At 49.4% G+C, this 16,016-nt stretch carries 17 protein-coding genes; 7 read left to right on the top strand and 10 right to left on the bottom strand.

All coding sequences use genetic code 11. The features are described 5' to 3' along the window. The first annotated feature begins 10 nt into the window (after nt 1–10). On the top strand, nt 11–748 hold the full coding sequence (locus H6F93_RS23370) for a phycocyanobilin:ferredoxin oxidoreductase (RefSeq protein WP_190686080.1): 738 nt from the start codon (nt 11–13) through the stop codon (nt 746–748). A gap of 44 nt (nt 749–792) precedes the next feature. Here H6F93_RS23370 and larB read toward each other — a convergent pair whose 3' ends face one another. Beyond that, a complete protein-coding gene (gene larB / locus H6F93_RS23365) occupies nt 793–1,587 on the bottom strand; it encodes a nickel pincer cofactor biosynthesis protein LarB (protein WP_190686077.1) in 795 nt (264 codons plus the stop codon). 19 nt (nt 1,588–1,606) lie between these two features. Here larB and H6F93_RS23360 point away from each other — a divergent pair, with 19 nt between their 5' ends. Continuing rightward, nucleotides 1,607–1,762 (top strand): hypothetical protein, encoded by a 156-nt coding sequence (locus H6F93_RS23360; RefSeq protein WP_190686074.1) that lies wholly within the window; start codon nt 1,607–1,609, stop codon nt 1,760–1,762. Between the two features lie 26 nt (nt 1,763–1,788). Here the strand turns inward: H6F93_RS23360 and H6F93_RS23355 are convergent, their stop codons facing one another. Further along, on the bottom strand, nt 1,789–3,636 hold the full coding sequence (locus tag H6F93_RS23355) for an ABC transporter substrate-binding protein (RefSeq protein ID WP_190686069.1): 1,848 nt from the start codon (nt 3,634–3,636) through the stop codon (nt 1,789–1,791). 381 nt (nt 3,637–4,017) lie between these two features. Between H6F93_RS23355 and H6F93_RS23350 the strand changes: the two genes are divergently transcribed. Then, a complete protein-coding gene (locus tag H6F93_RS23350) occupies nt 4,018–4,593 on the top strand; it encodes a sll1618 family protein (RefSeq protein WP_190686067.1) in 576 nt (191 codons plus the stop codon). Here H6F93_RS23350 and H6F93_RS23345 read toward each other — a convergent pair. From H6F93_RS23345 to H6F93_RS23320, 6 genes are all read right to left on the bottom strand, one after another. Next, nucleotides 4,536–5,351 (bottom strand): O-antigen ligase family protein, encoded by an 816-nt coding sequence (locus H6F93_RS23345; RefSeq protein WP_190686065.1) that lies wholly within the window; start codon nt 5,349–5,351, stop codon nt 4,536–4,538. The two genes, H6F93_RS23350 and H6F93_RS23345, sit on opposite strands and share 58 nt — an antisense overlap. Nucleotides 5,352–5,820: 469 nt before the next feature. After that, complete coding sequence (wbaP, locus tag H6F93_RS23340; RefSeq protein ID WP_242042569.1) at nt 5,821–7,185, bottom strand: undecaprenyl-phosphate galactose phosphotransferase WbaP; 1,365 nt, start codon at nt 7,183–7,185, stop codon at nt 5,821–5,823. A 97-nt stretch (nt 7,186–7,282) separates the two neighbouring features. Beyond that, a complete protein-coding gene (locus tag H6F93_RS23335; RefSeq protein WP_190686057.1) occupies nt 7,283–8,410 on the bottom strand; it encodes a glycosyltransferase family 4 protein in 1,128 nt (375 codons plus the stop codon). Next, nucleotides 8,407–8,685, bottom strand: a complete 279-nt coding sequence (locus tag H6F93_RS23330; protein ID WP_190686054.1) for a hypothetical protein — start codon at nt 8,683–8,685, stop codon at nt 8,407–8,409. The genes H6F93_RS23335 and H6F93_RS23330 overlap by 4 nt, the downstream gene beginning before the upstream one ends. 341 nt (nt 8,686–9,026) lie before the next feature. Next, the gene (locus H6F93_RS23325; RefSeq protein ID WP_190686050.1) at nt 9,027–10,031 is read right to left on the bottom strand and encodes a sulfotransferase family protein; all 1,005 of its coding nucleotides are present in this window, start codon (nt 10,029–10,031) and stop codon (nt 9,027–9,029) included. Nucleotides 10,032–10,283: 252 nt separating this feature from the next. Further along, nucleotides 10,284–10,844 (bottom strand): YIP1 family protein, encoded by a 561-nt coding sequence (locus H6F93_RS23320; protein ID WP_524538001.1) that lies wholly within the window; start codon nt 10,842–10,844, stop codon nt 10,284–10,286. 140 nt (nt 10,845–10,984) lie between these two features. Here H6F93_RS23320 and H6F93_RS23315 point away from each other — a divergent pair, with 140 nt between their 5' ends. Continuing rightward, complete coding sequence (locus H6F93_RS23315) at nt 10,985–11,977, top strand: hypothetical protein (protein ID WP_190686047.1); 993 nt, start codon at nt 10,985–10,987, stop codon at nt 11,975–11,977. Between the two features lie 59 nt (nt 11,978–12,036). On the opposite strand, the gene H6F93_RS23310 is transcribed toward H6F93_RS23315, so the two are convergent. Then, nucleotides 12,037–12,390, bottom strand: a complete 354-nt coding sequence (locus H6F93_RS23310; protein ID WP_190686043.1) for a hypothetical protein — start codon at nt 12,388–12,390, stop codon at nt 12,037–12,039. Nucleotides 12,391–12,602: 212 nt separating this feature from the next. Between H6F93_RS23310 and rfbB the strand changes: the two genes are divergently transcribed. From rfbB to H6F93_RS23295, 3 genes are all read left to right on the top strand, one after another. Further along, nucleotides 12,603–13,682 (top strand): dTDP-glucose 4,6-dehydratase, encoded by a 1,080-nt coding sequence (rfbB, locus tag H6F93_RS23305; protein ID WP_190686040.1) that lies wholly within the window; start codon nt 12,603–12,605, stop codon nt 13,680–13,682. Between the two features lie 401 nt (nt 13,683–14,083). Beyond that, complete coding sequence (locus tag H6F93_RS23300; RefSeq protein ID WP_190686037.1) at nt 14,084–14,341, top strand: GlsB/YeaQ/YmgE family stress response membrane protein; 258 nt, start codon at nt 14,084–14,086, stop codon at nt 14,339–14,341. Nucleotides 14,342–14,441: 100 nt separating this feature from the next. Next, nucleotides 14,442–14,648, top strand: a complete 207-nt coding sequence (locus tag H6F93_RS23295) for a hypothetical protein (RefSeq protein ID WP_190686034.1) — start codon at nt 14,442–14,444, stop codon at nt 14,646–14,648. Between the two features lie 325 nt (nt 14,649–14,973). On the opposite strand, the gene H6F93_RS23290 is transcribed toward H6F93_RS23295, so the two are convergent. Then, the gene (locus H6F93_RS23290; RefSeq protein WP_190686031.1) at nt 14,974–15,186 is read right to left on the bottom strand and encodes a hypothetical protein; all 213 of its coding nucleotides are present in this window, start codon (nt 15,184–15,186) and stop codon (nt 14,974–14,976) included. Nucleotides 15,187–16,016 lie beyond the last annotated feature (830 nt).

Below are 16,016 nucleotides of genomic sequence, written 5' to 3'. Positions count from 1 at the left end.
CCTGTTTCACATGTCAGAAATTACTAAAACCTCTATTCGCGCCCAACAGCATCCTTTAATTCAGCGGCTTGCCAATCGCATTGAAGCAATCTGGCAAGAGCATCTGGATCTGTCTCCTTACCAACTTCCTGAAGATTTGGGCTACGTGGAAGGACGATTGGAAGGGGAAAGGCTGACGATTGAGAATCGCTGCTATCAGTCACCCCAGTTCCGCAAGATGCATTTGGAGCTGGCGCGAGTGGGGACAACGCTAGACATTCTGCATTGTGTAATGTTTCCGCGTCCTGACTACGCTCTGCCGATGTTTGGCACAGATTTGGTAGGTGGACGAGGACAAATTAGCGCGGCAATCGTTGACCTCTCTCCAACAAGTAGCGATCGCACATTACCCGAAAGCTATCAGTCCAGATTACAAGCTTTACCCCACATCTCTTTTTCCCAACCGCGTGATTTGCCAGATTGGGGTGATATTTTTTCTGAATTTTGTCTATTTATTCGTCCAGGTAATCCTGAAGAAGAAACGCTGTTTTTGGAACGGGTAGCAGCATTTTTAGAAGTTCATTGTCAGGTGGCGATCGCTACTCCTTCTACGCCAGAGCAACGGTCTGAAATCTTTGCTGGACAGCACTATTACTGCACCAAACAGCAGAAAAATGATAAAACTCGCCGCGTTTTAGAGAAGGCTTTTGGTGATGAATGGGCAGAGCGCTATCTGACAACGGTACTGTTTGACCTTCCACCTGAATAACAACATTAGGCGATCGCCCTCAAACTAAAAGACAAGCGTTGCGCCTAACGATCCTTGAGACGCTGAGCGGTGCGGAGAATTTGCCCGGCGAGAATGGCTGCGCCAAAGCCGTTGTCGATGTTGACGACTCCAATTCCAGCGGCGCAGGAGTTGAGCATGGTTAGGAGAGGGGCAAGCCCACCAAAGTTGGCTCCGTAGCCGATGCTGGTTGGTACGGCAATGACGGGACAATCTGCTAGCCCTGCCACGACACTAGGAAGTGCGCCTTCCATGCCTGCTACAACGATGAGAACATCCGCTTCCTGGATGACTTGGCGATTGCTCAGGAGACGATGAATTCCGGCAACGCCAACATCCCACAGTCGGTTTACCCGAAATCCAGATAGCTCAGCGGTGACGGCTGCTTCTTCGGCGACGGCAAGGTCGGCAGTTCCGGCAGAGAGAAGGCTGATTGCCCCCTCATGCTGAACTTCTGGCATTTCACCATCTGCTGAAGAAGACTGCACCAAAGCGCAAATTCTGGCGAGCTCAAAGTAACGTAGCCCAGGAACCTGCGGCTGAAGCTTTTCGTAAACTTCGGGCGTAATTCGAGTCGCCATCACAACGGGGTTGCGCTGCCGCATTGCGGTCATGATGTGAGCAATCTGCTCCGGCGTTTTGCCTGGACCCCAAATTACTTCTGGAAAGCCAGTTCTGAGCGATCGATGGTGATCAATCTTGGCAAAGTCGGCAACCGGTTCAAAGTCGAAATGCTTGAGTTTGTCGAGCGCGTTTTCTGGGCTGATTTCACCCAGAGCGACGGCGTTGAGCAGATTTTGGAGAGCTTCGGGTTGAGACACGGGGAGGGAGGGATGAGGGATGAAAGGAAATCTTCGTCTCCGGGTTCTACCTGGAGATACCTACAGCGAGGCTCTGCCTCGTGAAGGAGGGGAGGCGGAGCCTCCAAATCTGCATTCCCAGGTAGAGCTTGGGAACGAGTTAAAAGGCGAACGGCCGTTCGCCCCTACGGGATAGATTCTACCCTTTCATCCCTCATTCCTTCATCTCTCATCCCTTTCATCTACTACTTTAAGCTCTTGGATATTCCACAGTCCCCAGCTTGGTAGACCTGTGTACTTTAGTCCCTGAATGCGATCGCGCACTGCCACGAGCGCAATTTCGTGTATCAGGTGAATTACGGGTAGCTGTTCTTGAACGATGCGCTGGAAGTTGCCGTAAATTTCCTGGCGCTTGGATTCGTCTAGTTCTCGTGCTCCAGCAGTAAAGAGGCGATCGATTTCCAGTTCCCAGTCGTTGGGTTGCCAACCTGTAATTTGGGGTTCACCCGGCTGTGGCCCAAGATTAAACATGTGCGATCCCCCTTTGCTCGTCCACAGGTTTGCACCGCTGTGGGGGTCAATTCCGCCTGTAAAGCCAATCATGAAACATTCCCAATCGCGGGTTGTAGTGACTCTGGTAATCAGCGTGTTGAAACTGATGGGGCGAAAATCAACCTGAATGCCGATCTGAGCCAAATCTGCACGGATTTGAGAACCGATCGCCTCTCGAATTTCGTTACCTGAATTGGTCAGAAATGAAAAGCGAACACGATTGCCGTCTGCATCAAAGAGCTGTCCCTCAGCGTTAAAGCTGAAGCCAATGGATTGAAGCAGTTGTCTGGCTTTGTCCAGGTCATAGTCGTAAACTTTCAGCCCTTGCTCTGGCGACAGGTAATAGGGACTTTGAACGGAAATAGGCGAGTCTTGCGGTTTGCTGATGCCGCGAAAGATGTTGTTGATCATGCGCGGGCGATTGATGGCGTGGGCGATCGCCTGCCGAAACTCCAGCGTGTTAAACCAGCGTGACTTAATCGGGTCAACCAAAGGCTGTCCCTGAGCATTCTTACCGCGATTCAGGTTGAAGGTGATGAACGTTGTGCCAGACCATTCGCCTCCCGTATAAACCGTGAACTTGCCTCGCTCTTCCTCACGTTTCAGCAACTCAAAATACTCAGGTCGCAGCGGTCGCACATCCCCAATCGCATCCAGATCGCCAGAGCGAAAGCTAAGCAGTTGCGTGTCGGTAGACTCCATAAACTGCCAGACAATTCGGTCGATGTAGGGCAACTGCTGCCCCGCTGCATCTTTTTCCCAGTAGTAGGGATTACGTTCAAAAGTCAGGCGTTCTCCAGGCGTGTAGCGCTCCATCTTGTAAGGGCCATTCACCACCACCTTAGTGGGGTCAGTATTAGTCGCCCAGGTTGAGGTAAACAAAGAATTGCCCTGCGAATCTAAGGTTTCGACCGATCCTTGCAGGGTGTGTTTTGGCAGAATTACAACCCCCGTTGGCGGTCCGTTCAATGCCCGCAGCAATGGTGCATACGGTTCTGGCAGCAAGAATTCAACCTGGCGATCGCTTAGCTTTTGCACCTGAGGAAATTCACCGTTTGCCCCAATTCTCAGGTCGTCTTTGTTGTCAGTTGGAATTTTCTCATTCAAGATCACATCCTGAATGGTAAACACCACATCGTCTGCCGTGAGCGGTTCACCGTCTGACCACCGCAGCCCTTCCCGCAGCGTGAATACGACCCGTCGTCCGTCTTCAGAAATTTCCCAGGACTCTGCCAGATCTGGCTTTACTTCCCCTGTTTCTCCATCTTCCGTAGTCAGCCCGCGAAAGCTAAACAGAAAAATACTGGGAAATTCCTGGTTTAGCATTGGGTTGAAGGTAGCTGGGTCTTGCAGCGAAGTCAGCACAATCTGAGAAAGGCTGCTGGCTTTAGTTTCGGCAATCAGACTGCGGCAGCCACTCAGCAGCAGAGCGATGAGCAGGACGAGGGGAAGCGATCGCCCCAGCCAATGCCGTACAGCGATCGTGAAGTGAAGAAGGAAAGAGTGGGGAAAACGCATACAACCGAGTAAATGACACTTGAAAGTAAAGCAGAGCAGTGAATTAAAGCAATTAATCAGGTTGCATTGCTTCTGCAAACCATCACATTGCTTTTGCACCTATTACACTACGTCTGTATGGCATCACACTGCTTCTGTGTAACATCGCCTTGCTTCTGTAAGTCATCACATTGCTTCTGCGAGCTTTACATTGCTTCTGTAAGTCATCACATTGCTTCTGTAGGCGATTGCATTAGGATTGCAGCGGCGATCGCCGCTTCTTTTGTTAGCTGTTACCTGGGTATGGGCAGGTTGATGCTTTCGTTACCAAAAGTGCATCTTATGGTGTCGTCCCAGAATGTCCTGAGCTACCATCGGCATTAAGAGTACGTTGGATCGAATATGGCTGAACCTAATCTGACTCCAGAAGACGTGTCCACCGAAGAGTTAACCTTCGAGCAGGCGATCGCCCTTACTCAATCCCTTCTAACGCAAATGGAGCAGGGCAAACTGTCAGAGGCAGAAACTGGAGAGGCGATCGCCGCCCTAGTGGGCAGCATGAATGGGGCACGCGGATTCTTTGTCACCTATTTGTCAGATGAACGGGCGATCGCTGACCACCCTGCAGAAGCGGTGATGCAGGCATTGCAAACGTCGCCAGAGATCGTGGCAGACCTGCTGGTGAAAAATTTGGCAATGTCGTCCGCAATGGCGATTACTCATCGGCGTAACGGCAATGAGGAGATGGCGCAGGGGTCGGATCGGGTGCGATCGCGCACTGCTTACCTGATCGAGAAACTTCAGTTGGCAGCCATCATCGAGAAAGCGCAAAAGCTGCACGAAAGCGCCTCTACTGGGTTGGGCGAATACAAAGCCTTTTTGGATCGCTGGGGCTACGATGCTGAGCAGCGTCAGGTCATTCAGCAGAGCATGGAAGGGGCGATCGGCTTGGCGACGGATGATTCTGTTAGCGAGTAAATGCCCGCAAGAATAATCCAGTTCAGTACATTAATTCGGGCATCGTAAAACGTCACGTCAAACAGGGCAAAGGCAACGCAGCCCCAAAAGGCAAAGAGATAGCCGAGCATCAGGGGGCGATCGCTAGCCGCTAGTTGCTTTGTCACCAACAGGTGCACTGCCCGAAAACAAACGTAGCCAACTACAACCGTCAAACCAACCATCACCAACAATCCAGCTTCAGAAGCTAGCAATAACCAAAAGTTGTGTGGATGAAAGATTTTGTCAAAGACCGGATCAATAATGCGAGCGGGATAAAGGAATTTGTAATTTCCTAAGCCCCATCCCAACAGCGGACGTTCCCTAATCAATTCCAGCGCAATTTGCCAAACTCCGACTCTTGGATCATCCGTTAGCCCTTCCAGGGAAACAGCCCGACCGCCAATTCCCACAAGCACAGCAGCAACCACCACTGCCAACAGGCTTAAAAGTCCGCTAATTAAAACCGTTCGATTCGTTTTGACAAAAAGGCTGAAGACCACAAGCTGAGAAATTGCAATCAGCATTCCGTTGCGTGAACCGGAACTAAAAATACCTAATAGATTCAGATAAACTGCCGCATAGACGAGCCAACCAGGTGGATAAAGCCGCTGCAATTTTCTGGAGCGATCGGCAACTCCTCTCTGTTGCACCGATTGCAGCAAAATCAATCCTAAACCCAGCCCTAAAATTAAAACTAAGTAGCTCGCTAAAGCATTGGGATGTTCAAACATAACCATTGCTCTGCCTTTATGTGGTGCAGAACGAAGCCAATCAATAAATTGCCATCGCTGAATAGAACCTGGAATATAGGGCGATTTGATCAGATATTCAACAAAAGCAACAATATTAACTGGAATAGAAGTAATTACTAAATCTATTGCAAGCTGCTCTAACTTTCCTGAACCCTTGAATAGAAAGGGAAGAAAAGCAAAAAAGACAAAAAAAGGCAAAAAGTTAGTCAGTTGTAGAAAAGCTTCCTCTCTACTAAAAGCAAATGCAGAACTTAAAATCATCAGTCCGCTAATAGCCAGCAAACTAATACAAATTGGGGATCTCAAAACGGTCTTGTAGAAATTTCTAATCAGAAAAACAAGAACGAAGAACAATCCCAAAAAACTCAGGTAACTGAGATAGGGCAAACCAATAAAACTGAATCGCGCAACTTTTTGATAAAACCGAAAGGCTTGACTCTCGACCATTGACCCCTCAGTAGGCTCCTTCCCCAAATGCGACGACCCAAATTGTGCGAACTAAAATATAAACGTCTAGCCAGACCGACCAGTTTCGCACGTAATAGGCATCTAGATTGACTCGTTCTTCATAGGTGATGTTGTTGCGCCCGGAGACTTGCCAGAGTCCAGTCAGCCCAGGCGAAACCTTGGTGTAAAGAGCAAACTTGTCTCCATACCGCCAGATCTCTTCATCTACAATGGGGCGTGGCCCGACCAGACTCATTTCACCGCGCAAGATGTTCCAGAGTTGGGGCAGTTCATCCAGGCTAGTGCGCCGCAAAAAGCGACCGACTCGCGTAACCCTAGGATCATCCATCAGCTTGTGATTTTTTTCCCACGATTCTTTTAGCTCAGGATGCTGTTCTAAATGCTCTTGCAGCACTTTGTCAGCATTTTGTACCATCGAGCGAAACTTCCAGGCTTTGAAATAACGCCCTCCTTGCCCAATGCGAACCTGCCCATAGAAGATCGGCCCAGGCGAATCAAGTCGAATCAGCAGAGCAATTAGACCAATGAACGGCAAAATTAACAATCCGCCAATCAGAGTAGAAATCAGGTCCATCAAAAACTTGGCAAAGCGAGGACCAGGCAAGAGCAATTGCTGACGGACCTCTAGCCCCAATACGCCGCCCAGATCTTTGGCGGCAACCCAGAGACTAGAAAAGCCAAACAGGTCGGGAATGATCAGCAGATGGGCGAAGGTATGTCCATAGCGTTCTAGCAGGTTCAACAGCCTGCCGCGTGGAACTCCAGGCATGGCCACGATCGCATAGGGAATTTGACGCGACTTAGCCAAAATGGGGGCTAACTCCAAGCCACCTACAACAGGCACATCGTGCAGCGATCCTTGCTTGTTAGGGTCGTCGTCCAGTACCAAAACAGGCTTTAGCCCAATTCCAGGACGACGCTTAAGCGTACGAATGACCAGATCTCCGGTTTTACCTGCCCCCAACACGAGAACAGGATAGCCCCACCATTTTTTGCCTGCAAAACAGTGGCGGACGAGCGCGCGATTTAGCTGCACCAGCACCAGAGAAAGCGCCCAGGCCATCAGAAAAACGCCTCTAGAGTAAACTTCTCCTTCGCGAAACAGGAAGATAGCTGCCCCCAGAGCCAAATAGATTAGGGTAGTCGTCATGCTGGTCCAGCGCAGTTCGTCTACTGGACTGATAGCAACGCCAGGATAAAGCCCAACGGTGGCGTAAGCAAAAATAAATAAACCCAGGACGGGGTAAAGCTGAAGGTAGAGGGTGGGGTGAAATCTGCCGTCAAAAAATAGCCGCAAGTAGATACTGAGCAGACCTGCAGCGCCTAGCGCCATCAGATCTGAACTAATCATGAATAGAATGGTAGGCAACGAGCGCGTGGATATACTTAAAGCCGAAATAGTAGGCTGTAAGGTACGGTTAAGCTGCATTTCGATTTTTCTCCTCACGCTAATACTCTATGGCATCCCTCCGTCTAAATTTCGTCCATTTTTGGTCAATAAATTGAATGAGCTGTTGACGAAAGCATTCTGGAGAAAATCGCGCTGCATTTTGGCACAGTTCATCCGGGCTAAAGCAGTAGATTCCTGATTCAAATTTCTGAACGGCTTCAACCAAGCTGTCCACCGTCTGGTCAGGGAAAAAGATGCCAGTTTTGCCTGCAATCACGCTTTCAGTCACTCCTCCCTTGCCATAGGCAATGACGGGTGCTCCAGCGGCTTGTGCCTCCACGGGGGCGATGCCAAAGTCTTCAGCAGCGGCAAAAACAAAGGCTTTGCAGCGGGACATGTGGTCAGCGACGACAGTATCCGGCTGGTGTCCTAAAAGCTGAATGTTAGGGGTGACGAGGCGTTCAATTTTGGGGCGATCGCCCCCATCCCCAATTACTACCAGCGGCAGTCCTAATCGAGCAAACGCCTCTACAACTAGATCCACTCGTTTGTAAGGAACAAATCGGGACAAAATTAGGTAGAAATCATCGCGCTGATACTTGGGCTGAAACCGATCAACCGCAACAGGCGGATAGATCACCTCAGCCGGACGACGGTAAGTCTTCCAAACGCGACGGGCAACGTAGCGGGAGTTTGCTAGGAAATAGTCAACCCGATTAGCGGTCGCCAGATCCCATAGCCGCAGGTAGTGCAGCACCAAATGGGTAAAAAATGCACCTGCTCCGCGCTCTAGCTTGCTGCCTTTAAGGTACTGCTGCTGCAAATCCCATGCGTAGCGGATGGGGGTATGCACGTAGCTGATGTGAAGTTGGTCGGCGCGGGTCATCACGCCTTTAGCGACAGCATGACTGCTTGACAGCACTAAATCATAGTCTGACAGATCAAACTGTTCGATCGCCAGCGGCATGAACGGTAAATAACGGCGAAATTTCGTCTTGGCAAAAGGCAAACGTTGCAGGAAAGACGTTTGCACAGGTTTGTGGTGAATGAACGATCGCAACTCAGGCGGCAAAAACTCAACCAGGCTAAATAGATCTGCTTCCGGGTAGAGAGCCAGCATTTGTTCGACGACTCGCTCTGACCCAGCGTAAGTGACTAGCCACTCGTGAACGATCGCCGTTTTCATGGTTTATCGGATTTAATCTGAAGTCTTAGACTGCGTTCAGTTAGATTGAGTTGCAGTATATCGTGCGATCGCCCCTCCCCATTCCCGAACCCAAATCCAAAATCCAAAGTCCAAAATGGCATACCGCTTAAGTGCAGGATTTGGAGGATTTGAACGGAACATGGAATCGAAGCGATCGCTTGTTGTGGTCTACACTGCCGAGAGTAGCCTCGGACACCCCAAGCAGCTTCTCCACCTTTAGCGACGGCGATCGCCCGTCCCCTTTCCCATTCCACGACCCACCATGTCCGGCGTGACTACTCCTTGCTGGTTCATCTACATCAAGAAGCCGGATTAAAAGGAATTAGTGTACGTGAACTGCTGCGAAAGCGCACCCAAAAGCACATCGATCAATTACTGAAGCGTTAGAGCAGTCTCGTTTACTCTCGTTACTGAGCTCTGCTTTGTAATGCAAATGAGGAAGCTCTGTCTCCTGCAATTCTCACGAATTTGATTTGCAGATGTTGCAGATATGGGTAAGGACGCATCGCAATAGGGGCGCACCGCAGTGCGCCCCTACAGAAATTGATAGGTTGCGAAACCTGTCTAGATTGGTGTTAGAAATTCTATTTCTGTTCTAACTTGAGGGACTAGCACTGTATAACTTCTGTCTTTTTGAGCGCAGTTTTGCAATTTGAGCTAGCCGCCAAAAGGCATGGTCTACATAATCTGGCAGAACTTTCAACAGGCTGCGATAGCGAAAAGGTTGCGTCACACATTGATATCCCAACCGTTGCAGATTGCCCTGATTCAGGCTTTCTAGAGCTTCCAATTCCGTTAGGCTTAGCTCATTTTGCCAGCTATTCAAGCGCCCTTTACTGATAGGTTGAAATGTTTTGGCATTCCAACCGTTTTCACCCGTTGGCACCAATTTTTCCTTCGCGTTTTTCTCGTAATATCGCAGCATAGATTCGTCAAAATCTACTCCAAGCCACGAACAAACTGCCCTAAGTTCCTGCTCTGGGTTCTCAATTAACCGCTCATATAGCACGGTGTGAAAATTTGGGTCATTCTTATGCTGCTCAGACAGATCAACCACTTTATGCCACTGCTTTGTGACTGAGAGAACGTTTGCTTGACAAGACCCTTGCCAGTTGTCGAAAGATTCTTCAGTTCGTTTGAGTGAACCATAAGTTCCTCGAACATCTCTAATGATCAGAAGCAGTTTTGCATTCGGGAAGTATTTTTGAATTTGCTCGGTGTAATAGACGTGAACTGGGTTTTTGTCTCCCCAAAAGCGAGCATCAGACCCGATTTGCTCAAGATAAGTGCGATAAACCGTAGCAATAGCAGTTGCGTAATTTAATGCAGGAAACTGGCTTAAGTTTCGGCGCAGCAACTCTGGATCTAGCTTCCAATCAGCGAAAGATTCAATCTTATAAAGGTCAGCGAGAAACGAGCCGAGGCGATCGCTAATATCCTCTAAATGACCGTATTTCGGCTCTAATCTAACGAAAAACAGACATTCAGATGGAACACAAAATTGAGGATGAGCAGTCAACATCAGACGCAAAAGCGTCGTTCCAGAGCGCCCCATTCCAAAGATGAAAACAGGGCGTTCTTTCAAGAGTCCTATCTGCATGTGCTATTTTTCATGGAAATGAACAGCTTCGTCCAGAATGAGATAGCCCTTTGCTTAAAGCCCCTTTCTTTGGATAGAGACTCTTATTTAGATAGAGATTTCTCATGCTCTCTTTATGTCCCTCTATCTCTTGTTATCCCCCTCAATCTTGATAGAGATAATGGGAATTAGGCTATTTCTTGTTATCTTCCTCAATCTTGATAGAGATAGTAGGAATTAAGCCGACTGGATTTTCAAACATCCTCAAGCTTTTTAATTTCCACCATTTAACCTAAATACTTGAATAAATCCGATCGCCAATTGAATTAATGGCCAACCGACCAGACAAATCAGCGTTGCGCTACGAGTCTTAAGGTTCAATCCTTCACGCACAGCAACAATCACAGCTAACAGACTCCAAACTGATAAAACCAATTCAATGGGTCGCCCTAACAGGGGAATCAGCGTCAAAAAGTTTAAGACTTGAGGTGCGTAAGCAAAGCCAATCGGGCTTAGCAATTCTCTATAGCCCGGTGTATTGCGGTAAAACCAACGCCCTAATTTCCAGATTGTGAATGTCCAGAAATAGTAGCCCACCAAAATTGCAGCACCCTGAAGCAGCAAAATCAGTGCCATCAGCGGTAGCGTCGTGCGGCTAATTAGCAAAATGACCAAACTGCCTAGCAGTTGAGATAGCGCAGCAAGCAGCACAACGGTAAGGGCTAGCCGATGGGCATGAGGAATGTGGTGAGCGTTGTCGTAGAACCCAGCCCTTAACGTCAAAGCTCTCCAAAGCGTTCTGCCTAACCCTGTTTTGGTGGTTTGCTTACTCACAATCTGTTCTTATGGCACGAGATAGATGTTATTGATGCAGTGCTGTAATTAAATAGCTACTGCTATGGCTGACCGAATTTCGGTGTGGGGGGCGATCGCCCTAATTTCCTGTATTTCATTAAAGGCTGAAAAGACTGAACATGCTTAAGCTAGTTGGGCAAATTTTGCTCTGGTTGCGAGGCGGAAGTCTAAAACTGTTGGTCATTGCTGGAATAATTCTGCTGGTGTGGGGAGTGTTTGCCCCAGTTGGCACATTGATTTGGTGGGTGCAGCAAGGAGCCAAGTTCGCAGGGCTTGGGAAAGATGCCCCTGCTTTGCCAGAAGGCGATCGCCCAACACCTGAACCGTCTGCCGCTTCAAGCAACTGCTACATCGTCTTTCTCACCGGGGTAGGAGACTTTTCAGCAAACCAGCTTACTCCTGGTGAAGAGCTATTTCTTGATCAGCTAGTTCAAGCGCACCCTAATTGCGTCGCCGTGCGGGATGTTTTTCCCTACTCAGCGGCTAACGAAAGCTTAGGCGGCAACCGATTGCTTGCACCCCTCTGGAGGTTTGCCCAAGAAGCAGACGGCTGGCTGGAAAACCTAAACATTCTGATCAAAATTCGCAACCTCTGGCGGTTTGCCATCTCTGTAGATGATCGCTACGGGATTGCCTACAACCAGGGAATCGCGTCGGCAATCGTAGAGCGAATGTCAGCCGAAAGCCCACTTCCTGCATCCTCAGAGCCAATCACCGTTATCCTAATCGGCACAAGTGGAGGCGCACAGGTTGCTCTGGGAGCATCACAGTATTTAGACCAATGGTTAAACGCGGAAATTTCAATGGTTTCAATCGGAGGCGTTTTCTCTGGGACAGATGGCTTCAAATCCGTCGATCAAATGTATCACTTGTACGGTCAGCGCGACTGGATTGAAGATTTGGGCGCAATTCTCTTTGCCTCTCGCTGGCCCTCAACAGTCGGTTCTCCTTTTAATCAAGCCAAACGAGAAGGCGATTATGCTGCTCAAGTCATCGGCTCTCAAGCCCATGACGGCAACGAGGGCTATTTTGGCTTAGCGCCTCAGTCTGACGGCACGACTCCCCTTGCTGAAACTATAGAAGCGGTGAACCAACTACCAATTTGGCCCTAGCCTTTGCTCTCAGGTTGTTTCTATACGTCCTGCCAAAAAGACAACCCTTGAAACACTACTTAGCGTCGAGTCCGAGGGGAACGGCGTTTGCGCCCAAATAAACGGGGTCTAAAGCCATTTTGACGCTGATCCTGATTTTGTTGGTTGCCAACACCCAGACGGAACTGACTAAACCGCTCTCTAATTAATCGAGCAGATACGCTTTCCGAACCTTTAGGTTGTTCACCCGATTTCCTTTCAGGTGTTTCCTTGGATTGCAAACCCCAGGCAATAATGCCTGCGGCTAACCCCGCCAGCGCACCTAAAAAAATGCTGAGTATGACTGAATAGCCCAACAGAGCAAAGGTCAGCAAAAACAGCATCCAGACTTTTAGCCCAGTAGAAAATCCATCATTGGTGGTCGTTTTTGACATTGCCCCTCCTCTTATCGCCCTTGTCAACAGTATGACGGATGGGAATTGTGATGAGGCAGTTCTTTATCGAGTGCAACATATGGCGCAGGTTCCTCAAGTTGGGAGAAGAAAAGGGGTAAGGCTGAGCCCTACCCCTTTTCTTCTCCTAACCTGTATGGCTACAGATATATATTGGTCATGGGATATAGGTCATTCGTCACTAGTTACTAGTCATGCGGCAACCTCGGCGAATTTTGGTTACTGGAGGGGCTGGGTTTATTGGGTCTAATTTTGTGCATTATTGGTGCAAAAAGTATCCAGGCGATCGCCTCCTCGTCCTTGATGCGCTCACCTATGCAGGCAATCGCCAAAACCTGGCTGATTTGGAAGAGGTAGCAAACCTGCGGTTTGTGCAGGGTAATATTTGCGATCGCGCCTTGGTCGATCGATTGCTTCAGGAAGAGGCGATCGATACCATTGCTCACTTTGCCGCCGAATCTCACGTCGATCGCTCCATTCTCGCACCCGCAAATTTTATTCAAACGAACCTGGTAGGCACATTCACCTTACTCGAAGCCTTTCGACAACATTGGGAAATGCGGGGGAAAAGGGAGGGCGATTACCCCGAAGGGGTAACTGCTTCGCATCGCTTCCTCCAAGTTTCAACCGACGAAGTGTATGGCAGTCTTGGTGCCAATGATCCGTCCTTTACTGAAACTACTGCCTACGCTCCTAATAGCCCCTACTCCGCTTCTAAAGCAGGCAGCGATCATCTGGTCAGAGCCTACTATCGCACCTATGGCTTACCGACCCTGACTACTCACTGTTCAAACAACTATGGCCCGTATCACTTTCCCGAAAAGTTAATCCCGTTGATGTGTATCCACATCCTGCTGGGTAAACCCCTTCCGGTCTACGGTGACGGCAGCAACATTCGAGACTGGCTGCATGTAGAAGATCACTGTCAGGCATTAGATCTCGTCCTTCATCAAGGACGTGTTGGCGAAACCTACAACATTGGGGGGGATAATCAGGTGAGCAACATTGACTTGGTGCAAACCCTTTGTGATGTGATGGATGAATTGGCTCCTGACCTACCTGTTCGTCCGGCTCGCCGACTTATCACTTTTGTGAAAGACCGACCCGGACACGATCAGCGCTACGCCCTTGATATTCACAAAATCACAAGTGAGTTGGGCTGGTCACCCACCATAACTTTTACAGCAGGACTGAGACAAACAGCCCAATGGTATTTAGACCATCCAGATTGGTGGCAACCTTTACTGTCAGCTAGAAAAACAGTAATTCAATAGTATTTCCCTACAAAGGGAGACAGTCCAAAAAATCAAGCCAAAACCCTGTAAATATAGATTTTGTGTACTCAAGCCAACCTGTCTGGTGACTACAAGTATTTAGAGCTAACTTTACCTATCAACCGCCGCAGATGACCTTTGAATTTCAACAAATAACTCCTCAATGGTCGGCGTGCATGGGCGTTGTTAGACTGCGATCGCTTGCTTCAAGCATGAGCATGGTGCGTCTCCAGAAATCTATCAATGGAGAGCAGGAGTTGTATTAAGGAACGCACCCTACAAGATTGACGATCGCACTATTCCTCAAACTGAGAAAAAGCTAACAGAAGGGGGATGCATCTACTTCCCAACCTATGCATCAATTGATGACATCCATTTAAGGATGTACTGTCGGAGAAACCATGGATCTTCTTACTTGGTTGATTGTCGGTCTTATTGCAGGCATACTCTCCAGTTATGTTGCTGGTGGAATTGGTTACGGGCTGCTTGGAGACATTGTTGTAGGCATTGTGGGTGCTTTCGTTGGTGGCTGGCTGTTTGGAGCGCTGGGAATCGCCTCACCTTTACCGGGGCTTGCTGGTACTATCTTTGTTGCCTTTGTGGGTGCTGTCGTATTGCTGTTCATTTTGCACCTTATTCAAAGAGGACGGGCTGCTTGAAGAAACTAGAAATTGAGGAGTCGTCATAGATAGTGCTCAGCAGTTTATAGGACCTGTTGCAAGCGAAACTTAAGGAGCATTGCCGCGCTAGCATTTTGAAATGCGACCACTGCCATTACTCTTTGAAACCCAGGAGGCAGCCCGTGAGGTTGCCTTTATGCTGAGATGTGAGTACGACGGGTGCAACATGATTATGCTGCCGCCAGTGCATGAGGTTTTGGCACTGAGAACGGCGATTGAACTCGCTAGTTCTGATTTTTGTTTTGACGGGGACTGCCATCCACTCCGGATTGCCCATATCAAATGATGAATTGACCCAATTAAGCGATGAACAATTGGTTGAACGAATTAGCCATAACGCAGAGCTGTGGTGCAGTGAAACTCCGTTCTAATAGCAACATTGCCGAAAACAGTGCTTGAGCTGTCTCTTGTAGTACGGCTCAAAGTCCTGCTGGAAGGGAGACTACAAGGAAAACTTTGCCGTCTCAATTCATTTTCGGCAATGATACAAGCTTTAACGCCAGAGTTCAGCTGCGGAGCGGCCCGCACGAGACTCTGGACGCACGATAGACGCTGGGACGCTCCGTCAGCTGCAACGATTCGTTAGCTGGACGGCCAAAACGGACGTGCCTTCAATCCCGCCAGTCGTTAGGCGAACCTAGCGCCGCGAAGTTGATAGCGAGTGTTGCGAAATCCTTTGGCGGTTCACTGTCTCGTCCAAGACGAATCGCACATCCGGTCGCCCCAATGACGATGTTCCCACCGACCTGGAAGTTCACCGCAGGACCACTCACTTGGATGCCCGACCGATTAGCATGAAGCGCATGCCCACCGCCAAGCCGCATGTTCAGCCTTTCCAAACTGATCACTTGATCCTCTGTCCGAAAGGAGACCTGCGCGACGATGTCGCCTGTCCCACGTCGAACCGTGATCGTGGGTCCTTCCATCGAAACATCCCATGACCCATTAACCGCAAGCACCTCGTTGTCGCGAAACCGGAGAGTCTCACGGCCACTTGAGTCGTTGATCGATCCTGTGACGAGCCATTGACCGTCTACGGTTCCCGGTGCGCGAAGGCCAAACACGATGGCACCGTTGACCGAAAGTCCGACACTCGGACCCTGAAGGATATTTCCCGCAACGTTCAGCGTGAGCGATTGCTCCGTAAGATGGTGGGACCACACGGAGGCTCTTCCCGCGTTGAACGGTTTCACCCGCGCTTTCCGCACAGCGTCGACGCTAAGTCGCCCGGCCGTTCGGTCCGTGTGATGCACCGAACATAGCAGCGCAATTCCCACGGCATGATGATCCTTGGCATCCTCGAACGGCGGGTCGAAATGATCGTATTCGTAGGGCATTCGACCGCAGATCACGCATCCGTTAGCGCATGCCTGACGCACCGCCCGTTTGACTGGCTCGGGAATGTGGCGAGCGAGACCGTGCTTGTTGATAACCGTCGGCATGCCTGATTGATCGGGGAAGTGTGTGGACAGCTAACTATTAATAGACTGAAATTTTCCGCCTAAGATCCTAATTCAAGCAGATAGGCAGAATGATTCTGCAGTGCGACACGAAGTTGCACGACTTGAGTGAGAAGCCAACTTCTCTAGGATAGTGTTCAAATCCTATCCCCAATCTCCAAGGGCGTTTCTGGTAACGGAGAGGTCTTTTGCAA

It is taken from the genome of Leptolyngbya sp. FACHB-671 (assembly GCF_014695745.1).
Taxonomy (GTDB): Bacteria; Cyanobacteriota; Cyanobacteriia; order Elainellales; family Elainellaceae; genus JAAUTN01.
This window is presented reverse-complemented; position numbering and strand designations above follow the sequence as displayed.